This window comes from Bradyrhizobium sp. USDA 4369 (assembly GCF_054056435.1).
Genome location: NZ_JBSRYH010000001.1, coordinates 1853117 through 1869690, shown reverse-complemented (window position 1 = coordinate 1869690; position 16574 = coordinate 1853117). Strand labels below are relative to the sequence as shown.

Here is a 16574-nt window from a genome sequence, read left to right as displayed (position 1 = left end):
GCGCAATGCTCTGCACGACCGTAAGCCAGCTGATCGGCCAGACGCCGGTGATGCCGATTGCCGTTCCGAACAGGAATGCCAGCCTGGTGCTCAAGCTCGAGAAGAACAATCCGGGCGGCTCGATGAAGGACCGGATGGCGCGCAGCATGGTGCTTGCCGCGCTCGAGGACGGCCGGCTGCCGCCGGGCGGCACGATCGTCGAATCCTCATCCGGAAACACCGGAATCGGATTGGCGATCATCGCCTTGGAATTGGGTCTTCGCTTCATTGCCGTCGTCGATCACCACGCCGCCCCGGACAAGATCCGCATGATGCGGGCGCTGGGCGCCGAGATCCGCTATGTCGAAGGCGACTACCGCGAGGACGAGGTGGCGGTGGTGGCGCGGCAGCGGCTGGCGGCGCAGCTCGGTGCCCAGCTTCCCGGCGCGTTGTTCATGAACCAGTCGGACAATCCGGCGAATCCGGCCGGCTATGCCGGCTTTGTCGAGGAGCTTCTGACGCAGCTTCCTGACGGCGTCGACGCCTATGTCGGCTGCGTCGGCACCGGCGGTTCGATGACGGGAATCGCGCAGCGGCTGAAGAAGCTCAATCCGGCGGTCCGCACCGTTGCCGTCGAACCGGCCGGCTCGATCGTGTTCGGCAAGCCCGGCCATCCCTATTATCAGTCCGGCACGGGAACGCCGGCCGGCGACGACATCGGCAAGGTGCTCGATTATTCGTGCATCGATGAAGGCGTGCAGGTCACCGACACGCAGGCGTTCGAAACGGCACGTTTCATCGCGCGCCGCTACGGGCTTCTGGTCGGAGGGTCGACCGGAGGCGCGATCTACAAGGCGCTCGAATTCATCGCGGCCGGCAAATTGTCCGGAACAGTGCTGACGCCGGTCGCGGATGGCGGCGAGAAATATCTCGGCTCGATCTTCGACGATGATTGGATGGCCAAGCGCAATCTGCTGGATCCGGCCGTTGCCATGCAGCTCGAGGCCTGGCTCCCCGGCCGGGCGCGTGCAGCATGAGGGTGGCCATCTGCGGTGCAGGCCGCACCGGCCATGCGAACGCCGTGCTGTTCAAGCAGCGGCCCGACGTCAGCGTGTCGGTGCTGACAGGGGCGGCCGATGTCGCCGAGCGGTGGGCGAGCGGCGACCAGATCTGGCGCGCCCATACCCGCGATGGCGATGTCCTGAGCGGGCGCCCCGATCACGTCGGCACCGACCCGCGCGAGGCGCTCAGGGATGCGGACATCGTCATCGTGACGCAGCCGGCCCATGCGCGCCCGGCGCTGCTGCGCCAGGTCGCGCCCCACCTGCCGCGCGACAAGCGGGTCCATGTCGGTGCGATCCCCGGCTTCTGCGGCTTCAACTGGCTTGCGGCGCAGGCGCTGGCCGGGATGGACAATGTGGTGATCTGGGGCATGAAGGACGTGCCGCATACGGCGTTCGATCTGGTGGCGGGCGAGCAGGTGCGCATCGGAGGCGCGAAGTCGCAGCTGTTTGCCGCGCTTCATGGCCGCGACAGCGCGGCGAACAGGGCCCAGTTGCAGGCGATGCTGGCCCGTCTCTACGACGCGCCGGTGCAGCTCCTGCAGAACTACCTGGAGATCACGCTGACGCCGGGCAACGCGCTCATGCATCCCGCCGTGCTCTATGCCCTGATCGGTCCCGGTGCACCTTGGGAAAACAAGCCCTTCGACGGTCCGCTTCGTTGGTGGAGCGACTGCCCGCGTGCCGGAGCCGAACTGCTCGAGGCCTGTGACGCCGAGAACCAGGCCATCTGCAAGGCGGCCGAAGCGCGTCTTGGGATCGATCTCAGCTCGGTGAAGCCGCTCCGCCAGGAATTGGTCGAGGCGTATGGCGTCCAGATCGCGGACGATCGGACGATGTATTCGCTGTTACGGACCAACCGGGCCTATGCGGGCATTCGTGCGCCGCTCGTCGCTAATCCGGACGGGCCCGGGTTCGTCATCGATCGCGCCAGCCGCGCCTTTCACGAGGACATCGCCTGCGGCCAGGCACTGCTGGTGGCCTTGGCCGCACGGCTCGCAGTCGCCACGCCGTCGATCGCGAAAACCTACAATTGGGCGCTCAACTATTACGGCGGGTTCACCGCCGGTGTGCCGAGCTGCTTGCCCGCCGACTGGCCGGAGGACACCTGATGGATGAGACATTGCCCCGTGTCGCCGCCGATGCCGAGGTCCAGGTTGACGAGGCGCGATTGCGCGCGAACGCGTCGCGCAATGCGCTCAACCGGCTGGTCCGCTGTCTGTTCGCCGAGCGTCTGCTCGATGCCGACGCGTTGCTGTGGGCGCACGATGCCAACCAGGCATGGCTCCCGCTGTGGCAGCAACGCCTCGTGCTGCATTTCAGCGACCTCAGGCGCGCCCCGGCCAGAACCTTGCGCAATCGCGGCGCCATCGATGTCGTGGATGAGGGGGGCGCCCGGCGCCGGATCGATGGTCCCGCCGAGCTCATCACGCTTGTGGCGCCAGCGCTGGCGATCTCGCCGGCGCCGGATGGTGTCGCGACACTGATCCGCGACGTCGAGGACAGTATGCGCAATGACGTCATGGCGCGGCGTCACCGCGACATATGGAGCGCGGAGTTGCGGGCACAGGTGGCCGATGCGGGCGATCCCGGCCTGCTTGCTTATCTGGCCAACAGTCTGCCGTCGCATCTGGCGGCGATGACGCTCGATCAATGGGGGGCGCTGGAGGGCCATCCGTTTTATCCGACATGGAAGGCCAAGCCCAATCTGGCGCCGGATGACGTCGCCGCTTTGTCACCGGAATTCGCGGCGCGTGTTCGCGTCCGCGTGGGCGCGCTGCGCAAGGACTGGGCCTATGTCGAAAAGATGCCTCATGTCGAAAGCTATGCGGACTGGTTCGCGCAGAACTTTCCCGATCTCTGGCAGGACTGGGTGAAGGGATTGAGCGAACGCGGCCAATCGGACGATGATTGGTTACCGCTGCCGGTCCACATCTGGCATCTCGACCATTTCGTGCGGCGCGAATTCGCCGCCGAGATCGCAGCCGGGGTGTTCGATCCAGATGGTCCGGACATCGTGACCCTGCCGTCGATGTCGTTCCGGACGATGCTGCCGTTCAGTACGCAGCAGCGACCCTTCATCAAACTGCCGGTGGCGATCTGGATGACGAGCGAGCAGCGGACGCTGCAGGCCAAATCGATCCATATGGGACCGCGGCTCAGCCTTCTGATCGCCGACATCCTGTCGCAAGAGCCTGAGCTTCAGGACAGTCTGGAGATCTTCACTGAGGAGCTCGGCGCAATCCTGCATCATCCCACGACTGGCGACGAGCATCCGGGTCGCTTCCTCTCCGTCGTCTACCGCAACTCCGACGCGCTGGCGCGCCATGATGGCCTGCTGCCGGTCACCGTGGCCGCACTTCTGACGGCAAGCCCGATCGATGGCCGGCCGCTGCTCTGCGAGCTGATTGCGCGCTCCGGCGACCAGAGCGAAGCGGCGCCGGTCGCATTCTTCCGCGCCTATGCCGCGACCGTCGTGCGGCCGGTGCTCGCGATGTATCTGCTCTATGGCGTCGCCTTCGAGGCGCATCAGCAGAACAGCACGGTCCTGTTCGACGACATCGGCGGCCCGCGCAAACTTCTGATCCGAGATTTCGGCGATGGCCGCAGCTTTGCCCCGCTGTTCCAGCAACGCGGCCATCGGATCGAGCCGTTTTCGCGCGAGGGCATTCTGCCGACGACCTTTGACGACGATATCAGCCTGGTGCGCTCGTTCGTCATCGATGCCTGCTTCGTCTGCCACCTGCATGAGGTGGCGCTCTGCCTGGACGAGCATTATTCGTTCACGCACACCACGCCCTGGCATATCCTGCGCGAGGAGATCGAGAGCGCCTTCGACGCGCTCAGGCCGCGCATGTTGTCGGACGCGTTCTGGCTGGACGAACGCAACGCGTTTCTCGAGCAGCCATGGCCCACGCGTTCGGTGCTGCGGATGCATCTGGAGCGCTACCGCGACTATCGCGTCGAGCACGAATTGCCGAATCCGGTGGCGGAGCTGGCATGACGTCCGCGTCCGCCGCGCTGCGCGGCTTCGGTCCCGTCGTCGGTCTGCTGTTCGGGCTGCAATTCGTGTCGATGGGCGCCATGGAGATGAGCGGCCCGTTCTGGCCGATCCAGATCAAGCTGCTCAGTCCGTCGGAGGGGGCCTTCGGTCTGGCGGGGATCGGCGTCTATCTCGGCCCGATGATCGGAATGTCCGTGACCAGTGCCTTTTGGGGCCGGATGGGCGATCGCTACGGCAACCGGCTGATGATGGTCCGGGCGCTGATGGGCCTCGCGGTCACGCAATTGCTGGTCGCGGCCGCCGCGGATGTGTGGACGATCGTGGCGCTGCGAACGCTGCAGGGCGGCTGCGCCGGCTACATCGCGCCGGCCCAGGCCTATGGCGTACAGATCACCGGCGGAAAGGATCGCGCTCGCCTGTTCGCCTGGCTGCAGATCGCCACCAATGTCGGTTCGATGGGCGGAGCGTTCCTCGGCGGCCTCATTCTCGATCGCATGCCTTTTGCGGCGGTCAACCTGACCGCTGCCGCGATCTGCGCGCTCTGTGCCGCGCTCGCCTGGTTCAGCCTGCCGGTGCCGACGCGCGCGGCGCCGGTCGCGCATCTCCGCCGTGAACCTGCTGCGGCGCCCGACGCGGCGGGCGCGGTTCCGATCCCCGCGGTCCTGATCCTGATGGCGATGCTGCTGGCCAGCCGCATGGTGCTGCAGGTTCCGTTCTCGCTCTACATGAGTCAGATCTTCGGCGCCCGGCATTGGATGATGGGCGTGATCTATGGGCTGCTGGCCTGCGGCTTCGTCGTCGCTGCGCCATTCTGGGCCCGGCTGGTCGAGCATCGAAAGCCAAGCGACGTGCTCGGCGCAAATATGCTGATCGCCGCCGCCTGTGCAGTGGTTACGTATCTTGCGGGCAGCACCGGTTCGGTCGCTGTGTTTGCGCTGCTTTACTTCATCTGGGGCATGCTGCTCGGAGGAACCACGCCTGTGCTGCTCGCACTGGTGTCGGCCGCAACGGCGCATGATCAACAGGGCTCCGCTTTGGGCCTTGCCCAGGCGCTGCAGCAGGGCGCGTCCGCGACCGGCATCATTGCCGGAGTCGTGGCGACGCAGCTCTACGGCATCGAGGCGGCATTCCCGCTGGTCGCCGCGCTCTATGCGGTGTCGTTCCTGGTGGCGCTCGGCATCTGGCTCGCGGCACGGTGAGCTGTCACCGGGCGTTCCAGCCAACGGGCGCGCGATCCGCTTGCCGGCACCGCGTCGCTCATCCTTGTTTGTTAACGTCTCCTCCGTACCTTTCTGGGCCGAACCGGAGAGGATCGCATGGCGGGAGCATGCATGGCCTGCGCTGACGGAACCGAATTTCCGTTCGTCTTCAAGATGGCGTTCCAGCCGATCGTCGATGTCAACGCGCACAGGGTCTGGGGCTACGAGGCTCTGGTGCGCGGGCCGGCGGGCGAGGGCGCTCACAGCGTGCTCTCCCAATTGACGGACGCCCAGCTCTATCGTTTCGACCAGTCGGCGCGGGTGCTGGCGATCGAGACCGCGGGACGGCTGTTCACGGATCCCGCGGCGCGGCTGTCGATCAACTTCATGCCCAACGCGGTCTACGAGCCCCGTGCCTGCATTCAGAAGTCGCTGGCGGCGGCCCGGCGCGCCAACTTCCCGGCCGAGAACCTGATGTTCGAGTTCACCGAGAACGAGCGCATGGCGAGCCCCGATCATGTCGAGCGCATCGTCAAGAGCTACAAGGAGCTCGGCTTCTGGACCGCGCTCGACGATTTCGGCGCCGGCTATGCAGGCCTCAATCTGCTGGCGCGATTGCAGCCCAATTTGATCAAGATCGATATGGAGCTGTTGCGCGACATTCACCGATCCCCCGCCAAGCAGGTGATCGTATCGGGCGTGGCGGCGATGGCGCGCCAGCTCGACATCGAGGTGCTGGCCGAGGGCGTGGAGAGCGAAGCGGAGTTCACGGTGCTGCGCTCGGCGGGCATTAACCTGTTCCAGGGCTATTACTTCGCCAGGCCGGCGCTGATGGCGCTGCCCGAGGTGACGTGGCTCGCCGAGCCCGCGCGCGACGTGGCCTTGGGCTGACGCGCGGAGCCTCACACATCCTTGGCGCTGTCGTCGCCGGTCACTTCGGGCGAAGCCGCAACGGGTCCTCATCCCGGTCGCATCACGCAAGATCGCGGGCGTCGGCTGATCTGTGCGCTCATGGATTGGGCCCATGGTGCGTCTTGCCGCTGTGCAAGCGGTACCATTCACCCTTCCGGCGGTTTGCCGTCAGAGCCGCGTAGTTGGCAACTGCGCTGCACGCATGGTCAAATCCAGCTGCGCAGGTGGGTTTGTTGCCGAGCCGTTTCACCAGGAAGCGGGCTCGCCAAGCTGGCCGAGCGGCTTGTCCCTCCATGACAGTTGAGCTAGTCTGATCATGATTTTCCTGCTGCTTGATCGCTGATTGTCGCTTGTCTTTTTGGAGGCCCCAGCCGTCGTTGCGACGAGCCGCTTGTTTGAAGCGGTTCGAGTAGACCTTCTCTTCGTGGCTCTCTCTTGCCGGCTCTGTGCGCTGTTGCGTCTTGCGTGGCGATCATCGATCAACGCGATGTCCCGTGCGTAATTTCTTCTCTTGCTGAAATTGCTGTCAGGTGGGCCTGTCCAGGGCGTGTCGAGCCCGTAGCGTCTCCAGCCACCATCCTGCCGATCTACCTGGAGTGAACGTTCCGTCTGTTTCGTCTCCTCAAGGCCTGACTTAGGAGAGTTTCCGTGAAAAATCCTTTTGAGCGTCTCGACAAGGAGGAGCTCAGGCATTGTTTTCTCGATGCGAAGCCCGTGCACTGGATCAAGATCGACGGCTTCCTGCCAGAAGCAGACGCCAGAGCCGTCGCCGGGTCCTACCCCGAATTCGATGCGGCGCTGCAAATCGGCCGGGCGTTCCGCTCGGTCAACGAGCGCAAGAAGATCCAGATCACCGACAGCTCGAAATTTGCGCCTGCTGTCGCCGAGCTTCATCAGGTGCTGGCGTCCCCCGAGTTCCTGTCCGATCTGGCTTACATCACGGACATGCCGAATCTGCTGGCCGATGATCAATTGGTCGGTGGCGGCATTCACATCACCGGCCCCGGCGGTCGACTCGACGTCCATGTCGACTTCAACTATCTCGAAGATCGCAAGCTCCATCGACGCCTGAATCTCCTGATCTACTTGAATGATCCGTGGCGCGAGGAGTGGGGAGGCCAGTTTCAGCTCTACGATGCCGAAGTTCGAAGCTGCCAGGCCACGTTCGCGCCGATCTTCAATCGCTGCGTCATTTTCGAGACTAACGAGGTCAGCTTCCACGGCGTGATTCCGGTCTCGCCGGCCGCTCCCAATCCGCGGCGATCCTTCGCGACCTATTACTACACGCGCGAGGCGCCGGATCATTGGTCCGGCGTGGCCCACAGCACCATATTCAAAGCCCGCCCCGAAGAGCGAATGAAGGGAATGATCCTGATGCCGGCCGATCGCGCCAAGCAAACCTTGTTGGAGCAGGTGAGGGTCGCCAAGCGCGGGCTCCGGCGAATCTTCGCGCGGCAGATCTGACTGATGACGGACAAGAGTATCGGAACGCGCGTCCTGCGCCGGCTGTGGACGATGGCGCTTGGCGAGAGATCCTGGGTGTCGCGTACGGGAGACTTCAGAACCCGGGAGCGGTATGGCCTCGTTGGTCGGCCCAATTATGCCTACGGCATGCTGAGAGCGGCTGACACCGCGCGCTATTTCGGTCATGACCATGTCACGATCGTCGAATTCGGCGTGGCGAGCGGCGCGGGTCTCATCAACATGTCCGACCTCGCGGGCCTCATATCCAAGGAGACTGGCGTCAGCTTCAAGATCTACGGCTTCGACACCGGAGCGGGTTTGCCCGAGCTCCGGGGTCCCAAGGACCATCCGGAGATCTGGAATGTCGGCGATTTCACCATGGAGGACCGTGCGACGCTTGAACGTCGCCTTGCCGGGCGCGCGACGATCATCTGGGGCGACATCGAGCAGACCATCGGCGCGTTTGTCCGTGGGCTGAGCCCGGAGGCGCCGGTCGGCTTTGTTTCGGTCGACGTCGACATCTATTCCGCCACGATGTCGGCGCTGAAGCTGTTCGACGGTGACGTGCTGAATTATCTCCCGGCCGTGAGCATGTATTTCGACGATGTCGGGTTCTTCTTCGCCAATCATTGGGCGGGCGAGCTCGCCGCCATCAACGAATTTAACGAGGCTCACGCGCTGCGGAAGATCGATCGAGATCGCAGCCTGCCGAGCGACAGGCGTCCTGGAGGGCCACGATCCTGGTATGGGCACATGTACGCGTGTCACCTGCTCGATCATCCGCGGCGCCAGACATCCATGCCGCGCTCCCAGTTGACGATCAATGCGCATGCAAGGTTCATGACCGACAATGCGCTGTTCTGATCGACGTGCCGGCCCAGAGCGGCAGGGCAGGCGAACCCGCGTATCGCGCGCATGACTCGCTCGCTCCAAGCCATCAAAATCGAGTGGTTCTAATCAGCGGCGGCCCTCAGGCCGTCCGGAATGTCATCGTCAAGATCTAGGTTGTTGACCCAAAGGCGTGAGCTGAAGGGGCCGACCGTTGATCTCAGACCGAAACATCCTGACCGCGCTCGCGGTTTTGGCCATCACGCAAGTGATCGGCTGGGGCACCCTCAGTCTGCCGGCTGTCCTCGGCAGCGACATGGCCGTGGATCTCGGGCTGAGCCTGAGCGCGGTGTTTGCGGGCAACTCGGTGCTGTACGTGGCGATCGGCCTGTGCTCGCCGTTGCTGGCCCGGTCCTTTGCGCGTCACGGTGGCCGACGGGTCATGATGGTTGGTACGGTCGTCGCCGCGGTCGGGTTCACAATTCTGTCCGCTGCGCGAGGGCCGATCTCGTATTACATCGCCTGGCTTGTGCTCGGTGTGGCCGGCAGCGCGACGCTGTCGACCGCAGCCTATGTCGTCCTCAACGAGGTCGCCGGCCCTGGCGCGCGCCGCGCCATCGGGGCCCTGATGCTCGTGACCGGCTTGTCGAGCAGCATCTTCTGGCCAGTCAGCGCGGTGATCGCCACCCAGCTTCGCTGGCGCGGCACGTGTCTTGTCTATTCCGCCCTGCTGCTGCTGGTTTCGCTGCCGCTTCTTGCCGCGCTGCTGCCAAAGCGTTGCAACGAGCAACCGACGCCCGCATCGGACGCCGGTGCTGCGATCGCCCGTCAGGAGCCTAGCCAAGGCACATTCTATGTTCTGACCGCTGCCATCGCCCTCAATGCGTTCGTCACGATGGGACTGAGCGCGGTCTTGATCGAGCTGTTGAAGGCGGAGGGGCTGACAGGACTGGAGGCGATCGGCTTTGGTTCGATGCTGGGGGTGATCCAGATCAGCGCCCGTGCCCTCGATCTGCTGGGAGGAGGGCGCTGGGACGCGATTACAACCGCGCTTGCCGCAGGTCTTGCTCTGCCGCTGGCGATGCTGCTGCTGATGGTGTGTGGCGGCTCTGCGGGCGCTGTGGCGGTCTTCATCGTCGTGTATGGGCTCGGCAGCGGTGCACTGGCGGTGGCACGAGCGACCATGCCGCTTGTGTTCTACGACGGAGCGGCGTTTGCCAAAGCGTCGGCGCAGATTGCGCTCCCGCTCAACCTGCTTTCCGCCACGGCAGCGCCGGTCATGGCCGCACTGCTGATCCGCTTCGGCAGCAACACTTTGTTAAGCCTGACCCTGATCTGCTCCTCGGCGGCCCTGCTCATGCTGCTGCTGCTCCGGCTGCGACGCCCAGCCGTGGCGGCGTCGGCATGAGGCGAGCACCCCCATCCGCGTTGGGTGGCAATTCCGAAACAGCGGGTCTGGCCTCGGTCCGAATGCTCTAAAACCATGGTCGCGCCGGGTGCCGGCGCGCTCCCCGCTCTGCCAACATCCCCCCATGCCGCCCGTCATCGCCGACCCCGCTCTGCTGCGCGTTCTGATCGTTCTGGCAATTACGCAGCTGATCGCCTGGGGCACGCTGAGCCTGCCAGCGGTCATCGGCCGGGCGATGGCGGCGGATCTGGGCATGGACCTGACCGCGATTTTCGCCAGCACGACGGTGCTGTACATGTCCATGGGGCTGTGCTCGCCGCTGTTGGCGCGGCCGTTCGTCAAGCATGGCGGCCGCCGGGTGATGATCGCGGGCACGCTGCTCGCGGCGCCCGGCTATGCGCTGCTGGCAGCCGCACAGGGCCCCCTGACTTATTATGCGGCCTGGCTGCTGCTCGGCATTGCCGGCAGCGCGACGCTCTCGACCGCCTCCTATATCGTGCTCAACGAGGTCGCCGGCCTGCGGGCGCGCAGTGCGATCGGCGCCCTGATGCTGGTCACGGGGTTGTCGAGCAGCATTTTCTGGCCGATTACCTCGGCGCTGTCGGCCCATATCGGCTGGCGCGCCACATGCCTGCTCTATAGCGGTCTGCTGCTTGCGGTGTCGCTGCCGCTGTTTGTGTTCCTGCTGCCCCGACGGGTCCACGACCATCTGTCACCGGCGGCCGGAGCCACGGAGTCCGCGCCCGCGGCCGTCCCGGCGCGCAGCACCTTCTATCTGCTGGTCGGCGCCTCCGGTCTCAACGCCTTCGTCGCCTTCGGCATGGGCGCCGTCCTGATCGAGCTGCTGAAGGCCGAGGGATTGTCCGCGGCGGAAGCGATCGGCTTCGGCTCGCTGCTCGGCGTGATCCAGATCAGCGCCCGCGTGATCGATTTTCTCGGCGGCGGCCGCTGGGACGGCATCAGCACCGCGATCGTCGCCGGTCTGGCGTTGCCGGCCGCGATGCTGCTGTTGATGCTGAGCCATGGCTCACATGCCGCGATTGCCATGTTCATGCTGATCTACGGTCTCGGCAGCGGCGCGCTCGCGGTTGCGCGCGCCACCATGCCGCTGGTGTTCTACGACAAGGCGGCGTTCGCCAAAGCCTCCGCCCAGATCGGTCTGCCGATGAACCTGCTGTCAGCGGTCGCCGCCCCGATTCTGGTCGAGCTCCTGACCCGCTATGGCAGCAACGCGCCGCTGGCGCTGAGCCTGGTGTGCTCCTGCGCGGCCGTCGCGATGCTGCTGCTGTTGCGGCAGCGTCGGCCGTCACGCGCGACCGTCTCTTGAGTCACGATGCGCTTCGCGATCTCTTCCGCAGCCGGTTCCCGTCCGGATCCTGGTCCGGACGAGGCGCTTGGCTGATTCGCCCGTCGGGCCGGGGGGCGCCGCGAGCAGCGCCTCACACGGCGTGACAGCGCCGCGTTCGTTGTGCGCCCAGGCACGAAGTTCATTTTGAGCTGCAAGCACATCGGCTCGGCCATGGGCGCGCGCTCAGATTTTTGTCTTTCGTGTTATCGGAAATCATGATTGTCTAGCGCCGTCCCGCCTCATCGATGAGGGGCGCTGCGCATCGTCAGGAGCGTTGGGGCGGGGATGCGATGGCCGGGCTGCTGCCGACTGACGAGAGGTGGCGGTGCGGACAACGAAGTCGCGTGGTCCTGATACCCCGATGCTGGTATCCCGCGAGAACGCGTCAATGGCGCGTTGTTGCGCACGGTGGCCAATAAGCCCGGTGCACCGAGGAGAGCGCGTATAAGTTGTAAAGCTATCGCGCAGGGAAGGCCGGGTCATCCGGCTGAACCTGTGGTTCCTGCCCCGTGCACTTCCTTTCGCACGGGGGCCGCAGGAATCAGCCGAGACCTGGTCTTCCCTGCGCCCTCACGACTGGAGGGCTTCGATGATTAAAGCTCGGGCGCTTGGCGCGTCGCGAGGACGCGGATTCGCGAATGGAACCTTTTGGCGTCCGGTAAAGCGAACCTCACAGGCGCGACGCCGACGAATTAACGTATGTTGGTTTCTGCTACCGTCAGTGGAACTTTTCTGCTCGCTCTCCAAAGCAAGAGTGCCCAGGCAGAGGATCGTCATCCCAAAGACTAATTAGTTTGGTCCGGCGCGCGACCGCGCATAGCAAACAATTAATGCGAGCCTGGTATCGTGCATACAGCATATCCAACGAGAACCATAAAATGCGACACCTGACTGTCTATCAGCGTCTGGCGGCGATCATCGCCGTGATGTCGATCGCACTGTTTGCCGTCTCGGCGATGCAAATCCTGATGCTGCGTCGAACCGTGATCGAGGAACGGCAGACCATGGTCCGCAGCCTCGTGGAATCTGCCGTCAAGGTGCTAAGCTATTATGATGCTGCGGCGACCGCTGGCAAAATCCCGGCGGATCAGGCGCGTCAGCAGGCCTTCGCGGCGATCGGTGCCATGCGCTGGGGGCCGTATGCGGATTATCTCGGTGTGTATGGCACCGGACCGGCCGATGCTGGCGTCACCTATGTCCACGCCAAACCGGAGTACATCAACGTCAACCGCTGGGGCTACAAGGATTCCACCGGCAAGCTCCTGATCCAGGACATCGTGAGCGCGGCGCGCGCCGGCGGCGGCTTCGTCGAATACAAGGTGCCGCGAGCCGGAGGAAGCACCGAGCTGCCGAAGATGTCCTATGTCGGAGCCTATGGCAGCGGCGACAAGATGCTGGCACTGCAGGCCGGTGTGTATGTCGATGATGTCGATGCTGCCGTGCTCGAGCGCGCGCTGTGGGCCGGCGGCGGCGCCCTGTCGGGGTTGCTGGTGGCCGCGATCGTCGCCTTCGGGCTCGGACGCAGCGTCGTCGCTCCGCTCGACCAGACCTGTGCCGTGATGGACGAACTGAGCAAGGGCAATCTGGCTGTCGAAGTGCCGTTCACCGACCGCAGAAACGAGATCGGGCGCATGGCGCGCAGCCTGCAGATCTTCAAGGATCATCTTGCCGACAGCGAGCGGATCCGCGCCGAGCAGGAGCAGTCCAAGCAGCGAACGGCCGAGGAGCGCCGCACGGTTCTGGCGCGCATCGCCGACGAGTTCGAACGCTCGATCGGCGGCGTAATCCAAACCACCGCGAGCGCGGCCGACGAGCTGCAGACGTCGGCGAAATCGATGTCGGGCATTGTCTCCGGCACGACCGACCAGAGCGCGAAGGTGGCTGCGGCCGCCGAGCAGACGGCCAATAACGTGCAGACGGTGTCGGCCTCCGCGGAGCAACTGTCGTCATCGATCCAGGAGATTGCCAAGCAGGTCACGCAATCATCGTCGATCGCGCAGAACGCGGTGGAGCAGGCGGCCAAAACCGAAGCGATGGTCAACAGGCTGGTTCTCGCCTCGCAGAAGATCGGCGAGGTGATGGCGCTGATCCAGACCATCGCCGGCCAGACCAATCTGCTGGCGTTGAATGCCACGATCGAATCGGCACGTGCCGGCGAAGCCGGCAAGGGCTTCGCCGTGGTCGCCAACGAGGTCAAGGCGCTGTCGGCGCAGACTGCCAAGGCAACCGAGGAGATCACCAGCCAGATCGAGGCCATCCGCGATGCGACGACCTCGACCGTCACCGCGATCCGCGACATCGGCAGCACGATCGGTCAGATGAACGAGATCACCGAGACCATCGCGGCTGCGGTCGAGGAGCAGGGCGTTGCAACCAAGGAGATCGCGCGTAGCGTCCAGCAGGCGGCCCAGGGCACCCAGGGCGTCATGCAGCACATCGTCGGCGTCCGCGAGGCCTCCGGCCAGGTCGGCGCGGCGGCGGCGCAGGTGCTGAGCGCGGCGGCCCAGCTCGGCAGCCAATCGGATCAGCTCAAGACCGAGACCGGCCGATTCCTCGGCAACGTTCGCGCGGCGTGAGTCCGGCGGCGAAGGGAGATACCTCACCCGTCGCCGACGATCTCCGCGAGACGATCGAGCAGCACGGCCTGCGCCGGATTGATGCGTTCGCTCGCCTCGGCGAGGCCGAACCAGGCGGCGCGGTCCACCTCGGGAAAGCGTCCGATGCGGCCGCTGCGTGGTGGCCATTCCAGCTCGAATTCGTTGCTGACGATGGCATCGGCATCGAGATCGACCTCGGCAGCGAACGCCTCGACCACCTTGCCGCCGCGCTGCTTGATCTCACCGAGCCCGATCAGTGGCGCGGTCATCGCGGTGCCGAGCTCCTCGGCAAATTCGCGCCGCGCCACCGCCTCGGCTTCTTCTTCGCCGCCGAACTCGCCCTTCGGAATCGACCAGGCGCCGAGATCCTTGTTGCGCCAGAACGGCCCGCCTGGATGCACCAGCAGCACCTCGAGCTGGCCGGCGGTTCGGCGAAAGGCGAGCACGCCCGCGCTGCGCGCCGACATGCCGTCAAGCCTCGCCGGTGCGTTGAATGAGATCGCGCTCCCAGCCGAACACCGAGCGCCCGTCGAGGTCAGGCGACGCAGTCCGCTCGGTGGCGATGAAGGCGTCGAGCGACGGGCCGGACGCCGTGCGCTCCAGCCGTCGCGCCTGGTCGTCGAGCCGCTTCAGCGCCGACATCGCCTCGTCGCGGCCGAGCTTGGCCTGGCCCACCGCCGATTTGAGCACGCGGATGGTCTCGTCATAGACCTTGATGGGGACGGGATAAGGATGCCGATCCTTGCCGCCATGCGCCAGCGAGAACCGGGCCGGATCCGTGAACCGGTACGGCGCGCCATGCACGACCTCGGCGACCATGGCGAGCGACCGCACGGTGCGCGCGCCGACGCCGGGCGTCAGCAGCAGCTCGGGGAAGTCCACCGGCCCGCGCTCGGCCGCCGCCGCCAGCGTGCCGTGCAGCCGGCGCGCGAACACGTCCTTCGGCCTGACATCGTGATGGGCGGGCATGATGAGGTGCGGCAGCAGGCCCTGCGCCGGCTCCGGCGTGCTGAGCCGCTCGAACTCGGTGACGAGGCGGTCCGGTCCGAGCTCGGTCAGCAGCGAGAGCTGGGCATGGCGCGAAACCGCGGCGCGTCGGTCGGTTAGATTGACGATCTCGCCCTGGGCGGGGCCGTCGATCGCGCTGTGCGGGGCGTCGACGAAATCCGCCAGCTGTTGCGAATGCCAATGATAGCGGCGGGCCTGGCGGGCGTCGCCATTCATGCCCTGCTGCACGACGGTCCATGTGCCGTCGGCGGTGACGAAGAAGCCGTGCAGATAGAGATCGAAGCCGTCCTGCACCGCGGCGCTGTCGACCTTGGCGACGAGCTTGCTGGTGCGCACCAGATCCTCGCCATCGAGACCGAGCCGGTCGCTGAGCAGGCGAAGCTCGTCCGGCGTCTTGCGCGAATGCTCGCCGCGGCCGCCACAGACATGGATGCCGAGCTCTCCGGACAGCGGCTTCAGCCCACGCTTCAGCGCGCCGATCACGCTCGTGGTGATGCCAGAGGAATGCCAGTCCATGCCCATCACGGCGCCGAACGACTGGAACCAGAACGGATGCGACAGTCGACTCAGGAATTCGTCGCGGCCATAATGATGCACGATCGCCTGGGTGATGATGGCGCCGAGCGTGGCCATACGCGTGCCGAGCCAGGCCGGGACGCGCCCGGAATGGAGCGGAAGATCGGCGCTGCCGGTGCGTCGGGCCATCGGGACCTTGCAAAGCGGGACTGTCGCGCCAATGTAGCAGACGGCGGGCTTGAGCGCGATCCATCCGGCACCGGCGGCCGACAGCATGGGGACCGGCCGGTCATCATGGCTTCGGATGGGTGCTGTTCCCAATTCCTCCCGGAGCTGGCATTCTCGCTCTGCTTGGCGATGGGGGTCATATGACAAAGGCTGTGCTTGGGATTATCGGCGGCTCGGGCATCTATGATCTGCCCGGATTGGAAGCGGCCCGCGAGGAGGTGATCGCAAGCCCGTGGGGCGAGCCGTCGGCGCCGTTGCGCCGCGGGACCATCGCCGGACTGCCGATCGTCTTCCTTCCGCGGCATGACAAAGGGCACCGGCTGTCACCGTCCGACATCAACTATCGCGCCAATATCGATGTGCTGAAACGCGCCGGGGTCACCGACCTGGTGTCGCTGTCGGCCTGCGGTTCCTTCAAGGAGGAGCTGCCGCCCGGCACCTTCGTGCTGGTCGACCAGTTCGTCGATCGCACCTACAAGCGCGAGAGCTCGTTCTTCGGCAAAGGATGCGTGGCGCATGTCTCGATGGCGCATCCGGTCTCGCCGCGGCTGCGCATCCATCTGGCGGCTGCGGCCGAGGCCGAGGGCATCGCGGTCGCGCGCGGCGGCACCTACGTCTGCATGGAGGGGCCGCAATTCTCGACCTATGCCGAAAGCATGACCTACAAATCCGCAGGCTATTCCGTCATCGGCATGACCAACATGCCGGAAGCCAAGCTCGCACGGGAGGCTGAGATCTGCTACGCGACTGTGGCGATGGTGACGGATTTCGATTGCTGGCATCCGGACCATGACGCGGTGACCGTGCAGGACATCATCCGCGTGCTCACCACCAATGCCGACAAGGCCAAGGGACTGGTGGCCCGGCTCGCCCGCGAATTTCCGCGCGAGCACGAGCCGTGCCCGATCGGCTCCGATCGAGCCCTCGACACCGCCCTGATCACCGCGCCCGACGCGCGCGATCCCGAACTGCTGAAAAAACTCGATGCGGTCGCCGGCCGCGTTCTGCGCAACTGAGCTGAG

General features: G+C 65.4%; 13 protein-coding genes. 11 read left to right on the top strand and 2 right to left on the bottom strand.

The features are described from left to right. The first annotated feature begins 5 nt into the window (after nt 1–5). The 10 genes from ACVIJ6_RS08505 (at nt 6) to ACVIJ6_RS08460 (ending at nt 13779) form a co-directional block, all read left to right on the top strand. A complete protein-coding gene (locus tag ACVIJ6_RS08505) occupies nt 6–1016 on the top strand; it encodes a PLP-dependent cysteine synthase family protein (protein WP_012040954.1) in 1011 nt (336 codons plus the stop codon). Further along, on the top strand, nt 1013–2152 hold the full coding sequence (locus tag ACVIJ6_RS08500; protein ID WP_456772336.1) for an NAD/NADP octopine/nopaline dehydrogenase family protein: 1140 nt from the start codon (nt 1013–1015) through the stop codon (nt 2150–2152). The genes ACVIJ6_RS08505 and ACVIJ6_RS08500 overlap by 4 nt, the downstream gene beginning before the upstream one ends. Then, nucleotides 2152–4044, top strand: a complete 1893-nt coding sequence (locus ACVIJ6_RS08495) for an IucA/IucC family protein (RefSeq protein WP_456772335.1) — start codon at nt 2152–2154, stop codon at nt 4042–4044. The genes ACVIJ6_RS08500 and ACVIJ6_RS08495 overlap by 1 nt, the downstream gene beginning before the upstream one ends. Then, complete coding sequence (locus tag ACVIJ6_RS08490; protein WP_456772334.1) at nt 4041–5243, top strand: MFS transporter; 1203 nt, start codon at nt 4041–4043, stop codon at nt 5241–5243. Before ACVIJ6_RS08495 ends, ACVIJ6_RS08490 begins: the two co-directional genes overlap by 4 nt. A gap of 117 nt (nt 5244–5360) precedes the next feature. Next, entirely contained in the window at nt 5361–6134 is a 774-nt protein-coding gene (locus ACVIJ6_RS08485) for an EAL domain-containing protein (protein ID WP_456772333.1), read from the top strand. A gap of 669 nt (nt 6135–6803) precedes the next feature. Beyond that, on the top strand, nt 6804–7619 hold the full coding sequence (locus ACVIJ6_RS08480; RefSeq protein ID WP_456772332.1) for a 2OG-Fe(II) oxygenase: 816 nt from the start codon (nt 6804–6806) through the stop codon (nt 7617–7619). A gap of 3 nt (nt 7620–7622) precedes the next feature. Next, nucleotides 7623–8483 carry a hypothetical protein gene (locus tag ACVIJ6_RS08475; RefSeq protein ID WP_456772331.1) on the top strand — a complete coding sequence of 287 codons (861 nt, stop codon included), beginning with the start codon at nt 7623–7625 and terminating at the stop codon, nt 8481–8483. A gap of 217 nt (nt 8484–8700) precedes the next feature. After that, nucleotides 8701–9855 carry an MFS transporter gene (locus tag ACVIJ6_RS08470; protein WP_456772330.1) on the top strand — a complete coding sequence of 385 codons (1155 nt, stop codon included), beginning with the start codon at nt 8701–8703 and terminating at the stop codon, nt 9853–9855. A 124-nt stretch (nt 9856–9979) separates the two neighbouring features. After that, on the top strand, nt 9980–11182 hold the full coding sequence (locus tag ACVIJ6_RS08465; protein ID WP_456772329.1) for an MFS transporter: 1203 nt from the start codon (nt 9980–9982) through the stop codon (nt 11180–11182). 899 nt (nt 11183–12081) lie between these two features. Continuing rightward, entirely contained in the window at nt 12082–13779 is a 1698-nt protein-coding gene (locus ACVIJ6_RS08460; protein ID WP_456772328.1) for a methyl-accepting chemotaxis protein, read from the top strand. Between the two features lie 23 nt (nt 13780–13802). Here ACVIJ6_RS08460 and ACVIJ6_RS08455 read toward each other — a convergent pair whose 3' ends face one another. Further along, entirely contained in the window at nt 13803–14267 is a 465-nt protein-coding gene (locus tag ACVIJ6_RS08455; protein ID WP_456772327.1) for an NUDIX domain-containing protein, read from the bottom strand. A gap of 4 nt (nt 14268–14271) precedes the next feature. After that, a complete protein-coding gene (locus ACVIJ6_RS08450) occupies nt 14272–15513 on the bottom strand; it encodes a DUF763 domain-containing protein (protein WP_456772326.1) in 1242 nt (413 codons plus the stop codon). 179 nt (nt 15514–15692) lie between these two features. Between ACVIJ6_RS08450 and ACVIJ6_RS08445 the strand changes: the two genes are divergently transcribed. Continuing rightward, on the top strand, nt 15693–16568 hold the full coding sequence (locus ACVIJ6_RS08445; protein WP_456772325.1) for an S-methyl-5'-thioadenosine phosphorylase: 876 nt from the start codon (nt 15693–15695) through the stop codon (nt 16566–16568). Nucleotides 16569–16574 lie beyond the last annotated feature (6 nt).

What these genes read in the sequence shown, in the direction of transcription:
- ACVIJ6_RS08505 (WP_012040954.1), top strand. Translation starts at nt 6, where the DNA reads ATGCTCTGCACGACCGTAAGCCAGCTGATCGGCCAGACGCCGGTGATG.
- ACVIJ6_RS08500 (WP_456772336.1), top strand. Translation starts at nt 1,013, where the DNA reads ATGAGGGTGGCCATCTGCGGTGCAGGCCGCACCGGCCATGCGAACGCC.
- ACVIJ6_RS08495 (WP_456772335.1), top strand. Translation starts at nt 2,152, where the DNA reads ATGGATGAGACATTGCCCCGTGTCGCCGCCGATGCCGAGGTCCAGGTT.
- ACVIJ6_RS08490 (WP_456772334.1), top strand. Translation starts at nt 4,041, where the DNA reads ATGACGTCCGCGTCCGCCGCGCTGCGCGGCTTCGGTCCCGTCGTCGGT.
- ACVIJ6_RS08485 (WP_456772333.1), top strand. Translation starts at nt 5,361, where the DNA reads ATGGCGGGAGCATGCATGGCCTGCGCTGACGGAACCGAATTTCCGTTC.
- ACVIJ6_RS08475 (WP_456772331.1), top strand. Translation starts at nt 7,623, where the DNA reads ATGACGGACAAGAGTATCGGAACGCGCGTCCTGCGCCGGCTGTGGACG.
- ACVIJ6_RS08465 (WP_456772329.1), top strand. Translation starts at nt 9,980, where the DNA reads ATGCCGCCCGTCATCGCCGACCCCGCTCTGCTGCGCGTTCTGATCGTT.
- ACVIJ6_RS08460 (WP_456772328.1), top strand. Translation starts at nt 12,082, where the DNA reads ATGCGACACCTGACTGTCTATCAGCGTCTGGCGGCGATCATCGCCGTG.
- ACVIJ6_RS08455 (WP_456772327.1), bottom strand. Translation starts at nt 14,267, where the DNA reads ATGTCGGCGCGCAGCGCGGGCGTGCTCGCCTTTCGCCGAACCGCCGGC.
- ACVIJ6_RS08450 (WP_456772326.1), bottom strand. Translation starts at nt 15,513, where the DNA reads ATGGCCCGACGCACCGGCAGCGCCGATCTTCCGCTCCATTCCGGGCGC.
- ACVIJ6_RS08445 (WP_456772325.1), top strand. Translation starts at nt 15,693, where the DNA reads ATGACAAAGGCTGTGCTTGGGATTATCGGCGGCTCGGGCATCTATGAT.